Raw genomic sequence first — 22,687 nt, forward strand, 5'->3', positions numbered from 1 at the left:
TTGCACTAGAAAGACCAAGCAAGAGGAATGGAAGGTTTTGTATTCCTAAAAAATACGCCTATATTTAAGCCATCATAGTCTTCAGTCCAATAAATTCAAATTAGTCAGTATATGGAAGCGAAAGATCGTAAAGTGTTGTTAGAAGTCCGCAATCTAAAAACCTATTTCAAAACAGATAGCGGTATAGCCAAAGCTGTTGATGATGTTAGTTTTACTATTTATAGAGGAGAAACAGTTGGCATTGTTGGTGAATCTGGCTCAGGAAAATCGGTTACCTGCCTATCTATTATGCGCCTAATTTCTAGCCCTCCTGGCTATATAGAAGGTGGAGAAATACTCTACCATCGTTCTAATGGCGAAGTGATCGACTTGGTTAAAGTAAGCAAGAAAGAAATGCGTTCTTATCGAGGAAATGAAATTTCCATGATTTTTCAAGAGCCAATGACTTCTTTAAATCCTGTATACACTTGTGGCGATCAGGTGATGGAGACAATTTTACTACATCAAGATGGCAACAAATCAGATGCTAAAAAGTTAACGTTAGAGTTATTTGAAAAAGTAAAATTGCCCGATCCTCAACGTGTTTTTGAAGCCTACCCTCATCAACTCTCTGGTGGGCAAAAGCAACGAGTTATGATTGCAATGGCATTATCTTGCAATCCCAATGTTTTAGTAGCAGACGAACCAACAACGGCACTAGATGTTACCGTACAAAAGACAATATTGGAATTAATGGACGATCTTCGCAAAGAGATTGATGCCTCTATTATATTTATTACACACGATTTGGGCGTTATTGCAGAAATAGCAGATCGAGTGATTGTAATGTACAAAGGACATATTGTAGAAGAAGGTAATGTATTGGATATTTTTACAGAACCCAAACACCCTTATACGAAAAGCTTGTTGGCTTGTCGTCCTCCTTTGAGCTTTAGAATGAGTCAGCTTCCTGTTGTGAATGACTTTATGGATGTAACGGTAGATGAGCATGAAAACAGAGTCATTACAGCCAAAGATGTTTCTATTGAGGGAGTGGTTAACCAATTTAAGATAACCCCTAACCAAACCAAGGAGCGTTTGGATGAATTAAAACGAAAAACGCCCATTCTCGAAATAAAAGGATTAAAAACTTATTTCCCTGCTGCAAAAAATTTCTGGGGTAAAACTACTCAGTGGGTAAAAGCTGTAGATGGAGTTGATTTTAAGGTTTATCCAGGGGAAACATTAGGACTTGTTGGCGAATCTGGCTGTGGCAAAACTACCCTAGGTCGGACTATTTTGCGTTTGACAGAAGCTACTGCTGGGCAAGTATTTTTCGAAGGGAAGGATATCCTTACCATGACTCCCAAAGAGCTTAAAAAGATTCGAAAAGACGTACAAATTATCTTTCAAGACCCTTATTCTTCTTTAAATCCTAGAATGACGATCGGAAATGCCATCATGGAACCGATGCGTGTACACGGTCTATTGGCAAACGACGAAGAACGAAAGGCGAAGGTGATAGAGTTATTAGAAACAGTAAGTTTAGAAGGGCGCCACTTTAGCCGTTATCCGCATGAATTTTCTGGTGGACAACGCCAACGAATCTGCATTGCTCGTGCCTTAGCTTTGCAACCCCGATTTATTATTTGTGATGAATCTGTTTCTGCCTTAGATGTTTCGGTTCAGGCGCAGGTGCTCAATCTACTCCTTGATTTGCGGCATAAATTTAACTTTACGTACATTTTTATTTCTCATGACTTATCGGTTGTTAAATTTATGAGCGATCGGATGATTGTAATGAACAATGGAAAAATAGAAGAAATGGATGCGGCAGACAATATTTACTCCAATCCTAAAAAAAGTTATACTCAAAAACTAATTTCAGCAATTCCAAAAGGAGAAATTGAAGATATAAAAAAAAGAATGCAGTTAAATGATTAAATAGATTACCAAGTTGTAAAACTATTCTTCAAATAGCAGTTTAATCGATAAATTAGACTAATTTCGCTCCCCTAATCAAATACTATATTTATCAGAATAGAAAAAGACGATTAATGAATAAGTATTGGCGAAAGCAATCCGAAGAAGAAATGAAATCAAGAATTTTTAAAGCTCTTGAAAACAACATTAATTATGACAAACACCCCATCCTTGGGGTTCCTGCTTCCTACTTGGACGAAAAGGTTTTTAATCAGGATGCCTCTTTTGTAAAGGATGCTCCTTTTATTTCAACCTTGATCCAAAATCCTAACCATATTGGTTGCCATACCTTGGGGAAATCAGAATCTTTTTTTCAAGGAACGCAAACGATAGAACAAGAGTTGATAGAGCTTTGTGCTGTTGACATTCTAAAAGGTGAGCCTAATGCCCAAGATGGTTACGTTGCCTCTGGAGGAACAGAAGCAAATATTCAAGCAATATGGATCTATAGAAATTACTTTTGTGGTCAATTTTCTGCAAAACGAGAAGAAATTTGCATTCTGTGTAGTGAGGACAGCCATTATTCAATGGACAAAGCTGCCAATTTATTGGCGATAGATATTTTTAAAGTAGCGGTTGAGCAGGATACTAGAACCATCAATAAGGCAACCATTAAGGAAGCTATCCTCAACGCTCAACAAAATGGAAAAAAACATTTTATTGTCGTTTCCAATATGATGACAACAATGTTTGGCTCTATAGATCCTATCAATCTATATATAGAGGCTTTGGAGGAATTAAATTGTCATTTTAAAATTCATATAGATGGTGCTTATGGCGGCTTTTATTATCCTTTTTCAGAGCAGGATAATCAATTGACCTTCCAAAATCCTCATATATCTTCCTTTACATTAGACGCCCACAAAATGGCACAAGCTCCTTATGGAACGGGGATATTTTTGATTCGAAAAGGCTATATGGAAAATGCCAACACCCAAGAAGCAAGCTATGTAGAAGGAGAAGACTATACTCTAATTGGTAGTCGATCAGGAGCAAATGCAGTGGCTGTTTGGATGATTTTAATGAAAAATGGTCCCTTTGGATGGCAAGAAAAGATTTTTATTCTACAGAAAAGAACCGCATGGATGTGTCAACAATTAGAACAGTTAAATATTGGTTATTATAGACATCCTAAATCTAATATTATTACCATTAAGAGTGAGTGCATCGATGAAAAGACAGCTTCTAAATTTGGCTTAGTTCCCGATAATCACTCCGCAGCTCAATGGTTCAAAATTGTAATTATGGAACATGTTACTATTGAAAAACTGATGCTTTTAATTGAAGACATCAAAAAGTTAACCCCAGAACTTCAGTAACGTTTTATTGGTTTGATAATTTGAAGGCACTGACACTTCCATAGGCCTTCAAATTATCAACCTTTATATTTCTTAGTTTATATCTCCCTGATTAATGACAAGTCTACACTCACACTTCCCGTTTTGACCAGGTTTGGTAATGCTGTATTGCCAATTAGAATTTTCCTCGATGGTAAAAGCAACGTTTAAGGAATCAATTCCGTCAATTCTTGTATCAATGGTATCAATTGGGCAAATCCATTCTGACACAGACAAAGGGCAAGATTCATAAGACCTCAAAGAGCCCCCTATGTCCGATTCTATGTGTAATTCAAAAATAGAATGGCTAGACAATAAAACGCTGTCACGTAACTCTACACAAGAGAGCGTACTATCTCTATTGATCAACCAAATGTCGTGATCGCTGTTATTTTCGATTACTTTGGTATAGGTAACAGAAGGATCGCAACTAACCAATAAAAAGAATGCTCCAATCAGATAAAATAATTTCATGTTTATCAATTTAAACTTATTTAGAAATGAGATAAGTGTCATGATAATACCGTATGAGAAAACAAATACCCTATCTTGGAGCAAAATAATAATGGCATAAGTTACTCAATTCTGATTTTTTGAACAAAACCTTCTCCTTCGTTTGCTACCTGAATAAAATAAATCCCAGTCTCATATTTAGCGGCATCTATTTTTAATTCATTATACTGCTTAGCCGAGAAATTACTAGTAAAAGATTCTATTACTGCCCCCATTAAGTTATAAATTCTTACTTGATGGCTTCCTTCTAGATTTACTTTTACAAACAAACTTGAAGTCGAACTAGTTAAAGAAGTTGGATAGACAGACATGGTCTGTTCTATTCCTTTTATTGTTGCTGCTTTAATTGGACTGTAAGTTGTTGTCCCATCAAAATCAATTTGCTTAAGCCTAAAATAATGTACTCCATTGGTCAAATTAGACACCTTGTAGTCATAATATTGAGCAAGGTTTGTTGTGCCCGCTCCCTCTATCGTTCCAATCACTTGGAAGTTGGGAACTCCCGAAGTAGGCAAGGCATGTTCTATTTCAAATAAAGCATTGTTGATTTCTGAAGCGGTTACCCAATTTAATTGAACATTATTGTTGCGCACTACTTTTGCCTGCCAATGATTGAGTTCAATTGGGAAAACACTTGGATTAAAAGACGAAGATAAAGAGAAACCCATAGCACTTTTTATCCCTGTATTGGCAGATGATTTAGCAATATCTTGCCTTCCTACAATAAAAGAAGACATTGGTGGAAAATAGACATTGTAGCTAGCTTCATCGACTTGTAGTTGGTTATTATTGTTATTATCACAGGTATTTTGTGCTTCCATTGCATGTATATAAGTTCTCCCCCCATTTATATCGTATGGGTAGGTCATATTTGATTTGGCAGTAGTTAACGAACTTTGATTAATATCTTCTGCTCCAATGACAAAATCAGAATGGTTCTGCCCTAGAATCACGGTATCTATCTGATCACAGTTATCAACCACCTCACAAGGTACGGGGTTAGTAGATAACAAATCTTCAATATAATAGACCTCTGCGGCATGTAACCTACCTACTCCCGTTATATTTGAATTAGGCGCAGAAAAACCAATGGATGCTTTTCTTGGGATTCCACCCGATCCTGGACTGTAGTCTAAATTTGTTCGAGTCCCGTATTTAAAAATATTAAATTGTAATCGAATAAATTGATTTAAAGGAGTCGAATTAAAATGTGTTTGCAGATCCATTGTACTATCGGAATCGTAAATGGTGAGTTGCTGATTTCCAGTTCCACTAATAGAACTGCTTTCTACCAAGACTTCAAAATCTACTGTATCAGAAACCCCAGCACTTGTGGTCGTAATTAAATACCCCCACAAAAAGGGATCTGTTCCCTCAGTATAATTAACATTATTGATGCTCGTTTCCTGAAAAGAATAAGTTATTCCGCCAGTAGATGAAGAACTATGGAGCGAACCTTCTACCACCCACTTTAAAGAGCCTTGTGCATTAAGTTGATAGATGGATAGGAATAGTAGGACAAGTGTATAAATTTTAGGCATACTTTTGTGTTTTAAAAAAAACTTAATAAATATTTTATTTCAAAATAATTGGGTTTTTCAAAATAAAGTTTCCCATTTATTGTTTTTTTATCAAACAAAACACCATTGCACAACCTACTGATTATTAAATATTTTTATATTATAAAATATATAAAATATTTTATTTTTGAACTACTTTCCTAAAAATGGAAAGCATTATTCCATTAATAGCTAACAACTTATATATTTAGAAGAAGAACTTAGTTCTATGATTTTTAGAACAAATTTTGCCCGTAGACCAACTGGCATTAGAGGAATGGAATAGAGTTTAAAACCTAATAGTTGATACGTTTTTTTTATAGCATTAAAGAAAAAAACAGCCTCTTCGTAACTCTCTTGTCGTTCGCTATCGTTAACGTAGATTGCTTGGTTAGGTTCTAGTAAAAAAGCAATAGGGGCATAATTGGCATTTTTTAATGCTGCGTAATATTCGGGCGGGACAGCAGCATCAACCGCTTTTAGATAAGCAATTAAATCAGGCAATCCACGATCCATAAAACAGGGGGATTTAGATAATGGCAGAGGGATTTTAGCCATTTCTTTAAATACCAAATGACAAAATTGCTCTGTGTCCTCCCAAGGGACAGCTGAGCTTTCTTGGAGCAATTGTTTTTTAATCACCTTTCTGGATACTTCTTCATGACAGAGATAGCCCAATTCAGCGAGATAATTAATTAAGGTAGTTTTGCCTGCACTAGCACAACCCGTAATGATAAAATTCATTTTGTATACTATTTTCAACAAACAATACCCCAAAAATACAGGCAGAGGATCATCACTAAGCTTACCAACGTAACCAAATGATTGGTTCGAACCGTTATTTTCATATCGTTAGGCTGGAGCAGCCTAGCATGATGGCCAATGTAGGGTTTTTCAACGAGTTTTCCTTTGTAGTAATTGGGGCCACCAAATTGGCAATCTAAAACACCAGCTAAAGCTGCCTCTGGGTATCCCGCATTGGGGCTAGCATGTGCGGCACCATATTTCCAGATGAATTTCCAAGAAGAAAAATTCCAGTTGACTAAAGCAATCAATATAGCCGTAATTCGTGCAGGGATAAAATTTGCATAATCGTCTATTTTGGCTGCAAAATGCCCAAAGTCCAAGTACTTAGCTGATTTATAAGCAATCATAGAATCTAAGGTATTTGTCATTTTGTAAGCCATAATTCCTGGTACGCCTCCTATTGCATAGAAAAACAAGGGTGCAACGACTCCATCACTCAAATTTTCGGACAAGGTTTCTAAAACAGCAATGCGTATTTTATTCTCAGAAAGCTGGCTGACATCTCTTCCTACGATCCAAGCCAAACGTTTGCGCCCAGCTTCTACACCTTTCTGTTCTAATGCTTCAATTACAGCTTCACCTTCTTCAATTAAGGATTTATTAGCCAAGCCATAGAAGACAAATATAGTAGCCGTTATACCATGGAGTAATGGATAACTTGAAAGCCCAAGCATTAATGCATAAAAAACAAAAAAAGTCCCTCCAATAAGCGTCAAGCTAAGAAAGGCTCCTTTGGCTTTTCTATAGTTTCCTTTGTTTAACATTCGTTCCCCAACACTAATTGATTGCCCAAACCACCGTATAGGATGTGGTAGCCACCTAGGATCTCCCAAGAGCAAATCTAATAAATAGCCTAAAATTAAGGGTATGATAAAACTCAATCCATCCATTTTTTTAATGCGTTTATTAATAGATTATTTTTCTCCACAGTTTGGCAAGCTAAACGACAGTAAAAAGCATTTAAACCTTCAAAATTAGAAGCGTCTCGAATCAATATGCCGTATTGTTCTACCAAGAATAACTTCAGATCAGCTGCCTTTCCTTTTGTTAATTCTAGCAAAAAATAATTGGTGCTGGTAGGATGAGCTGTTAGACCTTCTATTGCATCTACTTTTTGTCTAAACTGTTCTGTCTGTTGACGCAATTTTTTTTGATCAAAAATAAACTGATCGTAATGATTGATTAAATGCAAGCCTATTGTTAAAGCAATAGAATTGGTAGACCAAGGCATCTTGTTTTTTGCCAACGCAGCAATAAGAGACGCTTGTCCTAGAATATACCCCAAACGAAGTCCTGGAATGGCGAATGATTTAGTCAGTGATTTTACAACAACCAAATTAGAATACGTGCTTAATAAACCAACAGCTGATTCGCATTGGTCGGAAAACTCGATATAAGCCTCATCAATGATTAAATAACTAGCTGGATGATTTTTTAAAAGAGCTACTAATTGATCCAAGGGAATGCTGTGCCCCGTTGGATTATTAGGATTGCAAATAAAGATTATTTTAGATTGGATTTGAATCCCTTTTTCTAAGGCATCCCAAGGCAGCAACTGAGTTTTGATGTGATTAATCTGACAAGCATCCTGATATTCTGAAAAGGTTGGAACAAATATCGTTGCCGAACTTTGCTCAAAATACTTTGCCAATAAATAAAAAGCTTCCGTTGCTCCATTGCAAACCAAAACTTGTTCTTTTGCCAAATGGTGAAATTTAGCTAACGCTCTGCTCAAACATTCCCCGTTGGGATCAGGATATCGCTCAATAGATTGCCAACAGGCTTCTTTTAACGATTCCGTAATTTGCACCGAATGATTCGCAATAACATTCGAACTAAAATCTGCTACTATTTCACAATCAAATAAATATCGATCGTCTCCGTGTCCTTTTAGCATGTTATTATATTGTATTTTATCCCCCTGTTAACACCATTCAATTGAATGCCCTAGGTAAATCAGGGTGTTCAATTCTAACAATGGGGGTTTACAGTATCAAAAATAGTAGACTTAATATATTCTATGTCCAAAGACTCCCTTAGCACAGTTGCTAATTTATCGAATTGTTCATTTTTAAACCGTTCACTGTCAATAGGGGTTTCTTTTTGATGAGTTAAGCCTTCTAACAAATCGTCAATAATTGCAGGGTTGTCAAAAATGCCATGAATATAGCTTCCCCAACAAGCTTGATTTAAAAAATATCCTTCTTTTTTTCCATTTTTTAACTCGTTCAAAGGTTGGGGAAGTCCAGCAACAGGCGTGCTAACGCCCATGTGGATTTCATATCCTTTACACCAGTCCTTTAACCCCTTGAATTTAAATTGACATTGGACGGTTGTTTTTTCTTTTTCCATTACAGTTTGAATGGGCAATAAGCCAATTCCTGGGATAGAACGCTGCGTTCCTTCTACTTGATAAGGATCTTCGATACTCTGACCAAGCATTTGATAACCACCACAGATTCCTATTATTTTTTTTCCCTTCTGGTAAGCTTGATAAATACTACGCACCAAACCTTTTTTTCGGATATTAATTAAATCAGCAATTGTATTTTTAGAACCAGGCAAAATAATAATGTCTGCTTGCTCTATTTCTGAGGGGACATCCGAATAATATAAATGCACTCTGCTATCTCGCTCCAGTCGGTTAAAGTCGGTGAAATTCGAAATTCTTTCCAATAATACCACTGCTATATTAATAGCATTTTTCTTACTAACCGTTGATTTTTGGGCCAAAGAAACCGCATCTTCTTCTTCGATATAAATGTCCTTAAAATAAGGAACTACACCAACAACAGGAATCCCTGTCAACTCCTCGATAATTTTTTTGCCATCTTCAAAAAGCCTAATATCGCCTCTAAACTTATTGATAATAATCCCCTTGATTTGCTGTTTTTCTTCAGGAGATAACAAAGCTATAGAACCATAAACACTAGCAAATACACCACCTTTATCAATGTCTGCCACCAAAAAAGTAGCAGCATCACAAGCAATCGCCAAACGCATATTAGTAATGTCTCTAGATTTGAGATTCAATTCCGAAATACTTCCTGCTCCTTCAATAACAATTGGAGCATAATTTTTATTCAAACGATTGAAGGCTTCTAAGACAACTTCAAAGAGCTTTGCTCGATTATCTTTTTTGAAATAAGAAAAGGCAGATTGTTTGCCACATGGTTTTCCGTTAATGACCAACTGAGAAGTTTGGTTGCTGCTTGGTTTTAACAAGATTGGGTTCATGTCTGTTTGAGGCAAAATCTGTGCTGCTTCTGCTTGAACCGCTTGAGCACGCCCAATTTCAAGCCCATCAGGTGTTGCATAACTATTATTGGACATATTCTGCCCTTTGAAAGGGGCAGGATGATAACCATCTTGTTTTAACAAACGACAAATACCAGCGCACAATACGCTTTTTCCAACGTCAGAGGCAGTACCCACAAACATAATGGGGCGTTGATTGTTCATATCTAATACAATTTTTTAGCGAGCATATTATATGGGTTCTAATAAATTTAATGCTTGCAGGCAATAGCCAAATGGTAAAAAATAGTCTCTGTTCTAAAATTTTAAACAAGTTGCCGAAAAGAATAATGAGGAACCCTTTCAGAAACTACGCTCGTAAAGATAAATCAATTTATACTGAAAAGAAATTACAGGCATAAAATCGTAAATACTTTGTACCTTTAGCCAAGTAAGAATACCCATTTAAACTAAAAAACTATCTTATGTTAACGACAGAACTTCAACATAAAATTGATTCCAAAACCAAACCACTTGGTGCCTTAGGAACACTCGAAGCATTGGCCTTAAAAATTGGAAATGTTCAACAAACAATATCTCCCGTTTTAAAACATCCAACGATTGTCGTTTTTGCTGGCGACCACGGAGTTGCTAAAGAGGGAGTTAGCGCATACCCACCATCCGTTACTCACCAGATGGTGCTTAATTTTTTAAATGAAGGAGCTGCAATCAACGTCTTCTGCAAACAGCACAACATCGCTTTAAAGATTGTAGATGCTGGTGTTAATTTTGACTTTCCTGAGCACCCTTTGTTGATTTCTGCAAAAGTGGGACATGGAACCCAAAGCTTCTTAAAAAACAAAGCAATGTCCTCAGAACAACTCCAAGATTGTTTAAATCATGGTCGGAGGATAGTGGACAAACTATCCGCTAGCGGATGTAATACCATTGGATTTGGAGAAATGGGAATTGCCAATACTTCTGCTTCTGCTCTTATTATGAGTACCATTTGCCAATTGCCCCTAGAAGAATGTGTGGGTAGAGGAACAGGGGTTGATGACGAGCAATTGCAACAAAAGATCCGTATTTTAAAAGAAGCTCAAAAAAATCACCCGAACTTAAACAATGCTTACGAAGTTTTGCAAAGTTTTGGTGGTTTTGAAATTGCCCAAATCTGCGGTGCTATGCTTGCTGCTTACGAACAACAAATGCTCATTCTTGTAGATGGTTTTATTGCGACCAATGCTTTTTTAGTTGCCAAAACAATTAATCCCAAGATTCAGGACAATGCCGTTTTTTGCCATTTATCGGATGAACACGGGCATAAAAATTTGCTGAATTACTTAGAAGCTGAACCCTTGTTAAAATTAGGTATGCGACTTGGCGAAGGTACGGGTTGTGCCGTAGCTTATCCCTTATTAGAAAGTGCTGTAACTTTTCTAAATGAAATGGCAAGCTTTGAAAGTGCAGGAGTCTCAAACAAAGATTCATTGTAATTAGATAAGAATGTAGAATCCGTTAGAATATGCTAAAAAAAGAGTGGAACTATTTTCTTACTGCATTGTTGTTTTTTACCAGAATTCCCGTTCCAAAAACATATCAATATCAAGAAAGTTACTCCAAGCGTTCTCCTAAATATTTGAGTTTAGTAGGCTGGCTAGTTGGCAGTTTTACAGCAGCAATACTTTATATGAGCTTGCTGCTATTTCCGCCATCTATTGCTGTTATCTTATCCATGATCGCAAGTGTTTTGCTAACAGGAGCTTTTCATGAGGATGGTTTTGCTGATGTTTGCGATGGTTTTGGTGGAGGTTGGGGCAAGGAAAACATTCTTAGAATAATGAAAGATAGTACTGTTGGAGCCTATGCTTTGATTGGTATGAGTCTTTTATTGTTGTTGAAATTTAGTCTATTGGTAGAACTGACGAAAGTGGATGATCACTTAGCTGTTGTTAGTTTGGTGGGGGCTCATACTACAAGTCGCTTTATTGCGCTGTCTCTTATGTACACTCATCCTTATGTTAGAAATATAGAAAATAGCAAGGTGCACACTGTGACAAACCAACCTTTTTTAGGGTCGGATTTGTGTTATAGTTTTCTCTTTGTTGTTCCGATCTTCTTATTGGCTAGATTCCCAATTATGCTGTTTGCTTTTTTAGTTAGCTTTTTGAGTCGAATGGGCTTGGGCTATTATTTCAAAAAACAGATTGGAGGCTATACAGGAGATTGTTTGGGAGCGGTTCAACAGGTAACAGAAGTCTGCTTTTATCTTTCAATTTTGGCGCTGTCATAATAACTTAGACCATTATCAGAATGGTCTAAGTTAGATTTATCAATCTAAAAATAACAGTTTGCCTTCCGCTACTTTTAAAGTATTGATCCTAAGTTGATAAAAACACAGCCCCTTGTGCATTTTGCTTGAGAGCGTAAAAGAATTCCCAGTTGTGTGGTATTGATTGATGACTTGTCCCGTTGAATTGTATAACAACAAAGCAACTTCTGAGTGCGAATGATTATCAAATTGGAGGACACTTTGTTGAGTAATGGGGTGCGGATATACAGCTACTTCAAGGTTGGGCTGATCCTTTATTTTAGTACTACTATTTGTTATAGGACAGCTATTGTGAATGTAAACTAGGTTGCTATCCTTACTATAGTTTTGGAGGCAAAGGCATAAATTAGGAATTGTCCCCAAATGCATATAGGCAAAACCATAATTGGTTCCTATTCCTTCTATAAATGTTAGCTTATTTCCCCCCCAAACAAAAAAGGGAACATAGTTGAGCCGAATATGTTTTAGCCCTGATTGATAATAGATAGAGTCAACTATTGCTGTAGTATCTCCAACTCCAAATGGATGGAGATTAACGACGAAACTATCTCCAAGTGTTAAAGACATATCTGCAACTAAATATTCTACAGTATCCCAAACAACAACATCCCCTTTGGCTCCCCTGAACCAAATTTTTCCTAAAGTCGTATCTTCTCGCAAAAAACCGTGAGCAGCTTCACTTGGCGAAACATTATGATAAATAGTATTACCTTGTTTGGTCCCCACCTTCTTATAGTTTGATCCAAACATAGTAGTGTCTTCAAATGCTACTCTTTCAATAACTCTAGCTTGATCCAATTGACAAAAAGAAATATTCCATTGAGTGCTACTTTGACCAAAAATAGTTTCATAAGTTTGCCCTAAGGATAGTATAGACAAATTCGTAACGAATACAAAAATAAAAGCAAGTCTGTGTTTCATGTTATACTGTTTTTTTTAGAACTTATCCATACATTACAAGATCTAGATCTTACCAAGGTAAATTCTATTCATTATAAAACAGCTTAGGGGGACAGGAATAAATATAGTACAAAAATTAATTGTTTTCAATATATTTACATTTTTTTATTTTAAATATAAGGATAGCTCATGCAAATATATGTCAGTCGCCATACCAAAGTAAATATCCAAACGGGCATCTGTTATGGTCAAACAGAGATACAGCTTCTTGATTCTTTTCAAATGGAGGCAGATCTTTTACAGAAAAAAATTCCCTTGGATCTAGATGCAGTTATCACGAGTCCTTTGTCTAGATGTCATTTATTGGCTAAACGTTTCTGTCATCAACCGCTAATAGAAGATGCCTTATTAGAAATGAATTTTGGCGACTGGGAACTGCAAGCATGGGATCGAATAGATCCTGAACAGCTCCAAACTTGGATGGATGACTTTGTTCACAATAGCCCCCCAAATGGGGAAAGCATGCAACAGCTTTACGAGCGAGTAGCCAATTTTATGGATCGCCTGAGGGCTACTTCTTATCAAAAAGTGCTCCTCGTAACTCATGCGGGAGTTATTCGTTGTATTTGGGCCTATTTATTAGCAATTCCACTTAAAAACACCTTTAAAATCACTGTTGATTATAACAGGGTGTTAGTTTTTAACTTGGGAGAGCATCCTGATTACGATTCTATCAAAACAATGTAAATAAATGCATAAAAACTATTTAAAAATGCCAAAAATATATTTTTAAAAAAAAAATTAAAAATTTATTATCATCTATTAAAACCGATAAAACACTACTTAATAAGTAGATATATATATACAAATGCCTTTCAAAAAACAGAGTTCATTTTAATTGTTTTAAATAAAAAAGAAATTTAATGTATTATTGCTAAAATTTTTTTTGTATAAAAAACTAGATGAATACAATATAAATTTAATTTGGTTGAGCAAATCCATAATTTAGATGCAATAAGAAAGCGTTTTAACTAATAAAAATTACCTCGACAATCACAATAAGTTTTCGAATATATTCCTAAATAAAAAACAAATGTCAAAAAATAACCCCCTTACCCAATCCGAAACATCCTCTTCTCATTCCAATTTACCTAAATTCGTTTTTGGAATACTTCTCATTTTGGCTTCTATTTTTATACTCAGTAGCAGCTTGGGTATTGGATTACCTAGTGATGAACCAATAGACCACGCCTATGGAAAAACTTGCTTGAACTATTATAAATCATTCGGGCAAGATACTTCCTTTGTTGATTTAAAAGTCTATGGTCAACCTTACAAAAATCAAAAATATTACGGAGCCATTTTCGAAGCAACAGCAGCAGCGGTAACGGCTTCTTGTTCGCCTGCAACACAATATCATATTCGGCACTTTTTAGTAGCCATTTGTGGTATTTTAATTATATTATTTACAGGATTAACAGCCAAGGAACTATCGGGCTGGAAGGCGGCAGCGGTAACAACGCTATTGATGATGGCTAGTCCTACCATTGTAGGGCAAATGCTCTTTAACAGTAAAGACATCCCATTTGCGCTTGGTTTTGCGATAACCTGTTATTACACCGTAAGATTTGCCCGAAACTACCCGCAATTTAAACGAGGGGATGCCATCGGTTTAGGCTTGGGAATAGCCATAGCAGTTGGAACAAGAGTAGGGGGCTTTTTGTTGGCCACTTACCCTTTTATTTTCTTTGGATTAAAATTAATATTTGAGAAGGAATTTAGGACAGTTTTCTTTTCCCATGAACGTTCTCAACAAATTAAACTAATTTTACTTCCCGCTGCAGTGATTATTTTGGGTTGCCTTTTGGGACTTCTTTTTTACCCCAATTTTTGGATGCACCCAGTTAGTCACGTTAGTGATGCCTTGAATGTTGCGGTTAAATTTCCTGTGTCTATCACCCTTTTCTTTGAAGGAGATATGGTCAGATCTACCAATTTACCCCCCAACTACTTACTAAAATCTTTACAAATTTCTTTACCCCTTTTTACATTGCTCTCAATCCCTCTGATTCTAAGTTTGTTTTTTAAATCAAAATTTATCAGTAAAACCCACTTATTATTTTTCTTATTTACAACTCTTTTCCCTATTTGCTTTGTTATTTATACAAAACAAACCATCTATAATGGATGGAGACACATCACCTTCTTTTACCCTTCATTTGTTATTCTCGCTGGGCTTGCTATTAGCAGTGTTGTATTTCCTTTTCGAAAGAGTGTCGCTCAATGGTTAGCTGTCCTTATTTTTGGAGGACTAATCTTAAAAACGCTAATTTGGCAATTGACTTACCCCAGTTATCAATATGCTTATTATAACGAGTTGGCAGGAGGATTCCATGAAGCCTATGATGAATTTGATAATGATTATCAACAGTTGGCTGTTACCAAAGGAGTGTATTGGTTGCTCGAAAACGAGCCCATTTTTAAGGACAAAAACAGAACGAAAAAAATTAAAATTGCAAGTAATAATGCCCATGCACTAAATATGTATTTTGATGCAAAAGCATTAAATGTAGAATTCGTTAAAACAGGTATAAAAAGTTGGAAAAGTACCGAATGGGATTACTCTGTAATGTCAACGATTTTTTTACCTCGTAAAATTAGAGACCTTGTTTTTCCTCCCAAAGATTTACTCTATGCAGAGGAAATAGAGGGACGTGGAATAGCTTATGTAGTAAAACAAACCGATCGCACCTTTTATAAGGGGCTTATGGCTATGCAAGCAAAAAAGTATGACGAAGCTTATCAATTGTTCTTAGACGCTTATGCTAAGGACCCCTCTAATTTTAATATTTGGCTGAGTTTGGCTCATATTTATTCCATTTCCAAAAAAGGAGATGAAACCATTCAGTACGCCAAGCCATATTTAGAGTTATATCCTGCTGATTGGATTGCCAACCAATTGTTAGGTTTGGGTTATTTGCACAAAAAGGATTTCACAAACAGTGAAAAGTTTTTAGTACGAGCGATTCGAATCAACCCCAAACAAAAATCAGCTTATTATAACTTGATCCATTTGTATGAAATATCGGGTCAACAAGCTCAAGCTCAAAAAATTCGACAACAATTAGCCGCCTTAAAATAGGAATAATGCCTAAATGTAGGCTTTAATTATTCCAAATCTTCTATAGAATCCAACAGCAGCTGTTCTAAAGCTGCTGTTGTTTTTGCTGAAGGAGCTTGCCACATTCCTCGCTGAATAGCTTCTAACATTCGTTCAGACATATCTCGAATTGCCCATTTATTATGCGTTCGGATAAAATTCTGATTGTTTTCATCCAATAAATAAGCCTGAGTCATTCCTTCGTACATAAAATCATCAATAAGTTCCGTTGTAGCATCGTAAGCAAATAAGTAGTCCATGGTTGCAGCCATTTCAAAAGCCCCTTTGTAACCATGATCCTGCATTCCCTTGATCCATTTTGGGTTAATAACCCTTGAACGATAGACCTTAAGTAATTCCTGTTTTAAGGATTTAATTCTAGGGTTTTCAGGTCTGGAATGATCTCCAAAATAAAGCGTACTAGGGCTTCCTTTTTCTTGCTCAACGGCTACAGCCATTCCCCCTTGAAATTGGTAATAATCGTCTGAATCCAAAATATCATGTTCTCGATTATCTTGGTTTTGAACGACAATATCAATAGAAGAAAGCCTAGATTTGAAAACCTCATGCGCAGAGTGCCCTTCATTTTTATTTCCAAAATAAGCATAACCGCTCCAATTCATATACACTTCTGCCAAATCCGCTTTGGTCCGCCAATTTTTTTCGTCAATCACTCCCTGCAAACCAGCACCATAAGCGCCAGGTTTAGAGCCAAAAACCCTGTATAAGGCTCGTTCTTTTGCTTTTTCCGCTCCAATTCCTTTTTTTAACCACTCTTTTTTCTCTTTTTGGTAACGTGCCTTGATGGGGTTAAATTCATCCGATTCATCGAGTTCAGCGACCCGTTCTACCACCGCATTAAACAAAGAAATAACATCGGGGAATGCATCCCTAAAAAAACCAGATATTCTCAACAAAACATCAACTCTTGGGCGTTTGAGTTCTAAGGTTGAAATAATCTCGAAATCAATCACCCTCCGATTTGCCCCTTGCCAAATAGGGCGCACTCCAATTAATGCTAATGCCTGTGAAATATCGTCTCCACCAGTACGCATGGTAGAAGTTCCCCAAACGGAAATACCAATAGAGGTAGGATAAGTCCCTTCTTCTTGTAAATACCGACTAATGATATTATCGGCGCTTTTTTTGCCCAATTCAAAAGCATGGGGAGAGGGTATTGTTCGGATGTCAACAGAGTAAAAGTTACGCCCTGTTGGTAGAATATCTAAACGTCCACGTGTTGGAGCTCCCGATCCTCCTGATGGGACATATCCAGCATCCAAACCATTCAATAGGTTGGTTATTTCTGATTGAGTTGCGTTTAATTTGGGCAGTGTCTCTTCTTTAATACTTACTAGGACTTGTTGCGTGTATTTTCCTAGGCTATCCATTACCAATTCCCCCTCCAAAAGTGCTTCAATTAACAATTTACTTTTGAGTTCTAACCATTCCACCGCTTGCCCGATAGTTCTACAGTCCATGCCATTTAGTGTTACTTTAAGCACCGTTTCATAGGCCGTATCTAAAGGATCAAAGTCCAAGCCCATATCTTTAGCTAATGCTTGGGTAAGTCCCATTTGCCTAGCTTGGGGCAATCGATGTAAAGCCAAAATTAGGTCGCTCAATTTTTCTCCTTTGGGCATTTGTCCAAAAATATGCAAACCTCCTCGAATTTGAGCCTCTTTCAATTCACAAAGATAACCATCAATAACTTCCAATAATGTTTCAATGTCCTTTCCATCACTATTTAAATCGACGCTCAGGTGAGAGCTTTGTACCAAATTTTCAATTTTATTTTTAATTAAATTGGCACGCTTTGGGTCTAAAAGCGCTGCTTCATAATATTCATCAATTAGCAATTCCAATTGCAATAAATCACCGTGGTTTTCTGCACGGGTCATAGGAGGAATCAGATGATCCAAGATAATCGCTTGATTTCTTCGTTTTGCTTGTGTTCCTTCCCCTGGATCATTAATAATAAAAGGATAAAAGTGTGGGATAGCTCCAAATACCATAGCAGGAAAACAACTTGAAGCACTTAGGGCTACACTTTTTCCTGGAAGCCATTCCAAATTACCATGTTTTCCTACATGCACAACAGCATCTGCATTAAATTTGTGTTGCACCCAAAAATAATAGGCTAAATAATCCTGTGTTGGTACCAAATCTGGAGAGTGGTAGGTCGCTTGCAAATCCATATTGTACCCTCGGCTGGGTTGAATGGAGACAAAGATATTTCCTAGGCATAGCCCTGGAATTAAAAACCATCCATTTCTGTAATTTACGGCAGAGGTTGGAGCTCCCCATTGCTCCTCAATTTTTGATCGAAGTAGGGGCGAAAGTTGTCCGTAATGATGTAAAAAGTCCGTTTCTGACAATAAAACTTGCGCTTCTTTTAATTGTGAACTGTGGATTTCATTTGTAATAAAAGAAGTCAACTCATCAATTAATTCCGTTGTATTTTGAGGAATTTTTGTTCCCAATTCATACCCTTTATCTTTTAAGGCTTTCAAAATTTCAAGCACCGATTGTGGAGTATCCAAGCCCACACCATTTGCCAAACGGCTATTTTTATTGGGATAATTAGGAACGATTAGAGCAATTCTTTTTTCTTTGGCGTTTTTTTGCCTTAGTTTGACCCAATTTGCAGCAAAGTCAGCAACAAATTGGCAGCCTTCTTTGTGGGGCTGGTACGCAACAATTTCTGAATCCGTTTGCTCATCTCGTCCCATTGATTCTTTAAAAGAAATGGCTGTAGTTATTATTTTACCATCCATTTCTGGCAACGCTATATTCATTGCAACATCAGTTGGAGGCAAGCCAAAAAGACCAGCTTCCCAAGTTGCTTTGTTGCAAGAAGCAAAAATTGCTTGGATAAGAGGAATGTTTAGAGATTCAAAAAAGGTTGAAGTCTCTGAACCATCAAACGAACTCAATGCAAAACCTGTCGTATTAATAAGTACTTGGGGCACTAAGTCATGGGCATTTAACAACTCTAAAATCGTATCATTAATTCTTTTATCCCGATAACTCAAGGCCATCAAAACAACAGGATAAAACCCCTTTAGCGCTAACATTTCAGACAAAACCTGTAAGGGCAATAAATTATTGGATAGATAATGTGTTCGGTAACTGGTGATAAGCGCAACAGGGCGCATAGAAGGTATTGCTTGGGATTGAGGACTCAGAATGCCTTGTTCGTAATGATACAAAAAGGAATGAGGAATACTCCGAATGGGTTGGATAGGATAAGTGGAATCGAATTGGGTATTAAAAATTAGTTTTAAGGCTTGCTCAACATTAAAAATTCCACCCGCAACAAAATATTTCCAAATTTCATCTACCAAAGTAAAGGGAATGGTAGAAAGTTGCATCAATTCCCAATCGGGTTGGTCGTGCCCAGGCAAGAAAATGAGTTCTATATCGGCTTCTTCCAAAAGTGCTATTATTGCTTCGCAAAAATAAGAATAATACGATTTTCCACCAAGCAAACGCATTACGATTACTTTGGCTTTGGACGCTACTTCTTCTAAATAAGTATCAATGGTTAATTCCTGCTTAAAGTACGTTAAATTGGCTAACCTCAAGCTAGGTAATTCCCCCTCAACATTCAAAGATCGATAAGCTTCATTCACTGCACTAATCTCAGTATCTCCAGCAGAAAGAAATATAAGGTCTCCAGCTTGTTGTTCTATATAAAAAACGCCATCGTCGTTCGGGTTCCATCCGCCTGGTATTGTAGAAATTAAGTGCATTTTATTGGTTTTTAATACTTTTAGTAAAGCAAATAATAAAACGCTACATATTGTTACCAATATGCAGCGTAGCGTAGTATAAATTAATTTAAATGACCCGCAATATCTCTACCGATAACAACCAATTGAGTTTTGCGTTCTTCTTCGTCTTTCCAAGCTCTATCAAAGTAATAATCAAAGCGATTTCCCACGCCTTGCAAAATCATACGCATAGGTTTGTCAGGGATATTTACAAACCCTTTGACCCTATAGATTTCATGTTTTTGAACGAGGTTCTGAAGTTCTTTAACCAATGTTTTAACATTGGGAGTAGTGGGATATTCTAAGATTTCTGTCGTAATGCTTTCATCGTGCTCATGATCGTGTCCATGTTCATGATGATGTTCGTGGATAGAATGTCGGGTAGATAAATCATCCTCCGCAGAAGCTCCCAATCCCAATAAGATGTCATTATCAATGATTCCATTGGCAATGGGAATAATTTTGACATTGGGGCGGGCTTTGGGAGACAAGGCTTCGACAACTGCTGTATATCCAGCATCATCAATCAAATCTCGTTTGCTCACCAACAGTAGATCCGCACAAGTCAACTGATCCAAAAATAACTCTTCTATAGGGGTTTCATGATCTAAGGAATCATCTGCCAAGCGTTGCTTCTGAACCTTTGCTCGATTGCAAAGCTCACCCGTTGCTACACCAACAGCATCCACTACCGTCACAACAGCATCTATTGTTATGTGTGGCTTTAGGTCTGGCCAATTTACGGCTCTAATCAAGGGTTTAGGCATTGCTAAACCAGAAGTTTCTATAATGATATGGTCAATATCATCTTTGCGCTCAATCAATTCTAACATAGAAGGCAAAAACTCCTCCTGCACGGTACAACAAATACAACCATTGGCTAGCTCAATTAAGTTGCAAGTTTCATCCCCACAGCCAGTGCGAATAATTTCACCATCGACACCGACTTCTCCAAATTCATTCACCAGTAAGGCCAAGCGTTTTCCATTGGCATTTTTGAGAATATTGTGCACCAGTGTCGTTTTACCAACCCCCAAAAAACCTGTTATTATTGTGATAGGTATTTTTCTCATAAGTATTCTATTTTTTGTTTTAATTAGTATTCATATCTATTTAGCAGTTCTGTTCTTTTTACGTTTGTATAGGAACAAATTCCATTTTTCTTCTGCCACGCCATGCTTGTCCATCTCAGCTCTAGCCATAGTGAAAAATAAATCGGATAATCGGTTGATATAAGCCAGAACATAGTCTTTTACACAATCTGGATCTTCTTGCATCAACGTAACCAAATTGCGTTCACCTCGTCTGATTTGTGTTCTACAGACATGACACAAGGCAGAAACTTCGTTTCCGCCAGGCAAAACAAAATAATCAGAGGGGCTACTCATAGCTTCTTCCATCTCATCCAGCCATTGCTCGCAAAAAGCGGCTCCATCTTTCGGCTCAGGGTTTGTGTTTTCTTTTTTTGAAATAGAAGGACGTGCCAGCCGAGACATCATATCCATCAAATCTTTTTGAATTCGATGCAAATTAGCTTGCCAAGCGTGTTCTTCTCCTAACTTAGCACGAAGTAAACCAATGGTTGAGTTAACTTCATCTAAGGTTCCAATGCACTCAATTCGAGGCGAATTCTTAAACTCTCTACTGCCTCCAAAAACACCTGTTTTTCCTTTGTCTCCTTTTCTAGTGTATATTTTCATAGTAATTTTTTATTCTTTAACTAACAACGCAGTTAATCGTGTGAAAAATTGAACTTCTAGTGCAACCTATTACAAGTTTGGATTTTAGATACGTTCCGTTAATTTCAGTAGTTTTTCCAATAAATCATCTGTTCCAAAATAGAGGTGGGCATAAGAAGCCAAAACATTTTTATAACTATAGATCATGGTATCAGCAGGTTGATTGCGGGCTGTTTTTGCAAAACCAAGATGAGGGGTGGAAGCATGGTTTAGTAGAGTCGAATAATGAAATTCATGTCCTTTAAATGCTAGATTATCCAAGTACATTGTTCGATAGCCTAGTTTGAGTTTCATCTGTTGCATAGAACTAACAAAATCAAAGCAACCTACCATTTTATATGCTTTGCCTTCTTTGTCTATAATTGCCTTTGCCAAATACATCATTCCTCCACATTCTGCCCATATTCGCCCACCATTAGCAGCATACTTTCGGACAGATGCCAACATAGAATGATTGGCAGACAGTTTATCCAGATAACATTCAGGGTATCCTCCTGGGAAATAAACAAAATCAGCAATTGGCAACTCCTCATCTTCCAATGGGCTAAAATAAACGACCCTGCCTTTTCGCTCAAAAGCTTTTATCGTTTGTTCATAACAAAAATTAAAGGCATTGTCCTTTGCCACAGCAATCTGAAACGAAGGGCGAAGGACGGATTTTTTTTCGCTTGTGTATGGTTCGGGAACGGATACCGTGCAATTTTCTAATAGTTGATTGAGATCAACGGTTTGCTCCAAAGCTTGGGAAAACCGTTCAATCAATGGATCGTAAGCCTCAATTTTGTCAATAGACAACCCCAAGTGTCGAGAGGGGATTTGAGCATCTTCCAAAGCAGGCAAATAGCCCAAAGCCGTTAAACCAACATCCTCACAAGCCTCTTTCAAAAAAGCATAATGAGAAGCCGTATTCACTCGATTAAAAATCACCCCAGCTATTTTTAAGGCTGGATCAAAATTCTTGAAGCCGTACAAAAGGGGAGCAACAGAATAAGCAGTTGCTTTGGCGTTCACAACAAAGACGATGGGAATGTCCAGTACTTTAGCTAATTCGGCGGTGCTACCTTCCGAACGTTTGGCACCATCAAATAATCCCATTACACCTTCTACACAAGCAACATCTGCCATTGATAGACAATCAAAATAACTTGCCCTAAGATCTGCCTTAGACATCATAAACAAATCTAAATTAACCCCCGTTTTTTGACCAGCAAGCTGATGAAATTTGGGGTCGATATAATCTGGACCACATTTGAAAGGTTGAGCAGAAATTTTTCGATTCTTCAACGCTCTCAGCAATCCTAAAGTGACGGTAGTTTTGCCAGCATTACTAGTTGGCGCAGCGATAATAAATTGTGCCTTTTTCAT

At 37.1% G+C, this 22,687-nt stretch carries 17 protein-coding genes; 6 read left to right on the top strand and 11 right to left on the bottom strand.

What is annotated here, in order from left to right:
- Positions 1-111 precede the first annotated feature (111 nt).
- Both AsAng_RS08705 and AsAng_RS08710 read left to right on the top strand, forming a co-directional pair.
- Positions 112-1,923, top strand: coding sequence for an ABC transporter ATP-binding protein (locus AsAng_RS08705; RefSeq protein WP_264792382.1), 1,812 nt, complete (start codon positions 112-114; stop codon positions 1,921-1,923).
- A 113-nt stretch (positions 1,924-2,036) separates the two neighbouring features.
- Entirely contained in the window at positions 2,037-3,281 is a 1,245-nt protein-coding gene (locus AsAng_RS08710; RefSeq protein ID WP_264792383.1) for a pyridoxal phosphate-dependent decarboxylase family protein, read from the top strand.
- Between the two features lie 72 nt (positions 3,282-3,353).
- On the opposite strand, the gene AsAng_RS08715 is transcribed toward AsAng_RS08710, so the two are convergent.
- The 6 genes from AsAng_RS08715 to AsAng_RS08740 form a co-directional block, all read right to left on the bottom strand.
- Entirely contained in the window at positions 3,354-3,773 is a 420-nt protein-coding gene (locus AsAng_RS08715) for a hypothetical protein (protein WP_264792384.1), read from the bottom strand.
- A 101-nt stretch (positions 3,774-3,874) separates the two neighbouring features.
- Positions 3,875-5,353 carry a T9SS type A sorting domain-containing protein gene (locus tag AsAng_RS08720; protein ID WP_264792385.1) on the bottom strand — a complete coding sequence of 493 codons (1,479 nt, stop codon included), beginning with the start codon at positions 5,351-5,353 and terminating at the stop codon, positions 3,875-3,877.
- A 210-nt stretch (positions 5,354-5,563) separates the two neighbouring features.
- Positions 5,564-6,115, bottom strand: coding sequence for an AAA family ATPase (locus AsAng_RS08725; RefSeq protein WP_264792386.1), 552 nt, complete (start codon positions 6,113-6,115; stop codon positions 5,564-5,566).
- 14 nt (positions 6,116-6,129) lie between these two features.
- Positions 6,130-7,068: an adenosylcobinamide-phosphate synthase CbiB gene (cbiB, locus tag AsAng_RS08730; RefSeq protein ID WP_264792387.1), complete on the bottom strand. Its 939-nt coding sequence runs from the start codon at positions 7,066-7,068 to the stop codon at positions 6,130-6,132.
- Complete coding sequence (locus AsAng_RS08735) at positions 7,056-8,075, bottom strand: pyridoxal phosphate-dependent aminotransferase (protein WP_264792388.1); 1,020 nt, start codon at positions 8,073-8,075, stop codon at positions 7,056-7,058. Before AsAng_RS08735 ends, cbiB begins: the two co-directional genes overlap by 13 nt.
- Before the next feature lie 74 nt (positions 8,076-8,149).
- Positions 8,150-9,640, bottom strand: a complete 1,491-nt coding sequence (locus AsAng_RS08740; RefSeq protein ID WP_264792389.1) for a cobyric acid synthase — start codon at positions 9,638-9,640, stop codon at positions 8,150-8,152.
- Between the two features lie 260 nt (positions 9,641-9,900).
- Between AsAng_RS08740 and cobT the strand changes: the two genes are divergently transcribed.
- On the top strand, positions 9,901-10,911 hold the full coding sequence (cobT, locus tag AsAng_RS08745; RefSeq protein ID WP_264792390.1) for a nicotinate-nucleotide--dimethylbenzimidazole phosphoribosyltransferase: 1,011 nt from the start codon (positions 9,901-9,903) through the stop codon (positions 10,909-10,911).
- A gap of 29 nt (positions 10,912-10,940) precedes the next feature.
- Complete coding sequence (locus tag AsAng_RS08750; protein WP_264792391.1) at positions 10,941-11,708, top strand: adenosylcobinamide-GDP ribazoletransferase; 768 nt, start codon at positions 10,941-10,943, stop codon at positions 11,706-11,708.
- Positions 11,709-11,747: 39 nt separating this feature from the next.
- On the opposite strand, the gene AsAng_RS08755 is transcribed toward AsAng_RS08750, so the two are convergent.
- Positions 11,748-12,668, bottom strand: a complete 921-nt coding sequence (locus tag AsAng_RS08755) for a T9SS type A sorting domain-containing protein (protein WP_264792392.1) — start codon at positions 12,666-12,668, stop codon at positions 11,748-11,750.
- A gap of 168 nt (positions 12,669-12,836) precedes the next feature.
- On the opposite strand from AsAng_RS08755, the gene cobC reads away from it, so the two are divergent.
- Together cobC and AsAng_RS08765 are read left to right on the top strand one after the other, a co-directional pair.
- Positions 12,837-13,394, top strand: a complete 558-nt coding sequence (gene cobC, locus AsAng_RS08760; RefSeq protein WP_264792393.1) for an alpha-ribazole phosphatase — start codon at positions 12,837-12,839, stop codon at positions 13,392-13,394.
- A gap of 346 nt (positions 13,395-13,740) precedes the next feature.
- Positions 13,741-15,789, top strand: a complete 2,049-nt coding sequence (locus AsAng_RS08765; RefSeq protein ID WP_264792394.1) for a phospholipid carrier-dependent glycosyltransferase — start codon at positions 13,741-13,743, stop codon at positions 15,787-15,789.
- A 26-nt stretch (positions 15,790-15,815) separates the two neighbouring features.
- On the opposite strand, the gene cobN is transcribed toward AsAng_RS08765, so the two are convergent.
- The 4 genes from cobN to AsAng_RS08785 form a co-directional block, all read right to left on the bottom strand.
- Positions 15,816-19,562, bottom strand: a complete 3,747-nt coding sequence (gene cobN / locus AsAng_RS08770) for a cobaltochelatase subunit CobN (RefSeq protein WP_264792395.1) — start codon at positions 19,560-19,562, stop codon at positions 15,816-15,818.
- Between the two features lie 83 nt (positions 19,563-19,645).
- Positions 19,646-20,656 carry a cobalamin biosynthesis protein CobW gene (gene cobW, locus AsAng_RS08775; RefSeq protein ID WP_264792396.1) on the bottom strand — a complete coding sequence of 337 codons (1,011 nt, stop codon included), beginning with the start codon at positions 20,654-20,656 and terminating at the stop codon, positions 19,646-19,648.
- A 36-nt stretch (positions 20,657-20,692) separates the two neighbouring features.
- Positions 20,693-21,283: a cob(I)yrinic acid a,c-diamide adenosyltransferase gene (locus tag AsAng_RS08780; protein ID WP_264792397.1), complete on the bottom strand. Its 591-nt coding sequence runs from the start codon at positions 21,281-21,283 to the stop codon at positions 20,693-20,695.
- An 84-nt stretch (positions 21,284-21,367) separates the two neighbouring features.
- Positions 21,368-22,687: a cobyrinate a,c-diamide synthase gene (locus AsAng_RS08785; RefSeq protein ID WP_264792398.1), complete on the bottom strand. Its 1,320-nt coding sequence runs from the start codon at positions 22,685-22,687 to the stop codon at positions 21,368-21,370.

This window comes from Aureispira anguillae (assembly GCF_026000115.1).
GTDB classification, from domain to species: domain Bacteria; phylum Bacteroidota; class Bacteroidia; order Chitinophagales; family Saprospiraceae; genus Aureispira; species Aureispira anguillae.

What these genes read in the sequence shown, in the direction of transcription:
- AsAng_RS08705 (WP_264792382.1), top strand. Translation starts at nt 112, where the DNA reads ATGGAAGCGAAAGATCGTAAAGTGTTGTTAGAAGTCCGCAATCTAAAA.
- AsAng_RS08710 (WP_264792383.1), top strand. Translation starts at nt 2,037, where the DNA reads ATGAATAAGTATTGGCGAAAGCAATCCGAAGAAGAAATGAAATCAAGA.
- AsAng_RS08715 (WP_264792384.1), bottom strand. Translation starts at nt 3,773, where the DNA reads ATGAAATTATTTTATCTGATTGGAGCATTCTTTTTATTGGTTAGTTGC.
- AsAng_RS08720 (WP_264792385.1), bottom strand. Translation starts at nt 5,353, where the DNA reads ATGCCTAAAATTTATACACTTGTCCTACTATTCCTATCCATCTATCAA.
- AsAng_RS08725 (WP_264792386.1), bottom strand. Translation starts at nt 6,115, where the DNA reads ATGAATTTTATCATTACGGGTTGTGCTAGTGCAGGCAAAACTACCTTA.
- cbiB (WP_264792387.1), bottom strand. Translation starts at nt 7,068, where the DNA reads ATGGATGGATTGAGTTTTATCATACCCTTAATTTTAGGCTATTTATTA.
- AsAng_RS08735 (WP_264792388.1), bottom strand. Translation starts at nt 8,075, where the DNA reads ATGCTAAAAGGACACGGAGACGATCGATATTTATTTGATTGTGAAATA.
- AsAng_RS08740 (WP_264792389.1), bottom strand. Translation starts at nt 9,640, where the DNA reads ATGAACAATCAACGCCCCATTATGTTTGTGGGTACTGCCTCTGACGTT.
- cobT (WP_264792390.1), top strand. Translation starts at nt 9,901, where the DNA reads ATGTTAACGACAGAACTTCAACATAAAATTGATTCCAAAACCAAACCA.
- AsAng_RS08750 (WP_264792391.1), top strand. Translation starts at nt 10,941, where the DNA reads ATGCTAAAAAAAGAGTGGAACTATTTTCTTACTGCATTGTTGTTTTTT.
- AsAng_RS08755 (WP_264792392.1), bottom strand. Translation starts at nt 12,668, where the DNA reads ATGAAACACAGACTTGCTTTTATTTTTGTATTCGTTACGAATTTGTCT.
- cobC (WP_264792393.1), top strand. Translation starts at nt 12,837, where the DNA reads ATGCAAATATATGTCAGTCGCCATACCAAAGTAAATATCCAAACGGGC.
- AsAng_RS08765 (WP_264792394.1), top strand. Translation starts at nt 13,741, where the DNA reads ATGTCAAAAAATAACCCCCTTACCCAATCCGAAACATCCTCTTCTCAT.
- cobN (WP_264792395.1), bottom strand. Translation starts at nt 19,562, where the DNA reads ATGCACTTAATTTCTACAATACCAGGCGGATGGAACCCGAACGACGAT.
- cobW (WP_264792396.1), bottom strand. Translation starts at nt 20,656, where the DNA reads ATGAGAAAAATACCTATCACAATAATAACAGGTTTTTTGGGGGTTGGT.
- AsAng_RS08780 (WP_264792397.1), bottom strand. Translation starts at nt 21,283, where the DNA reads ATGAAAATATACACTAGAAAAGGAGACAAAGGAAAAACAGGTGTTTTT.
- AsAng_RS08785 (WP_264792398.1), bottom strand. Translation starts at nt 22,687, where the DNA reads ATGAAAAAGGCACAATTTATTATCGCTGCGCCAACTAGTAATGCTGGC.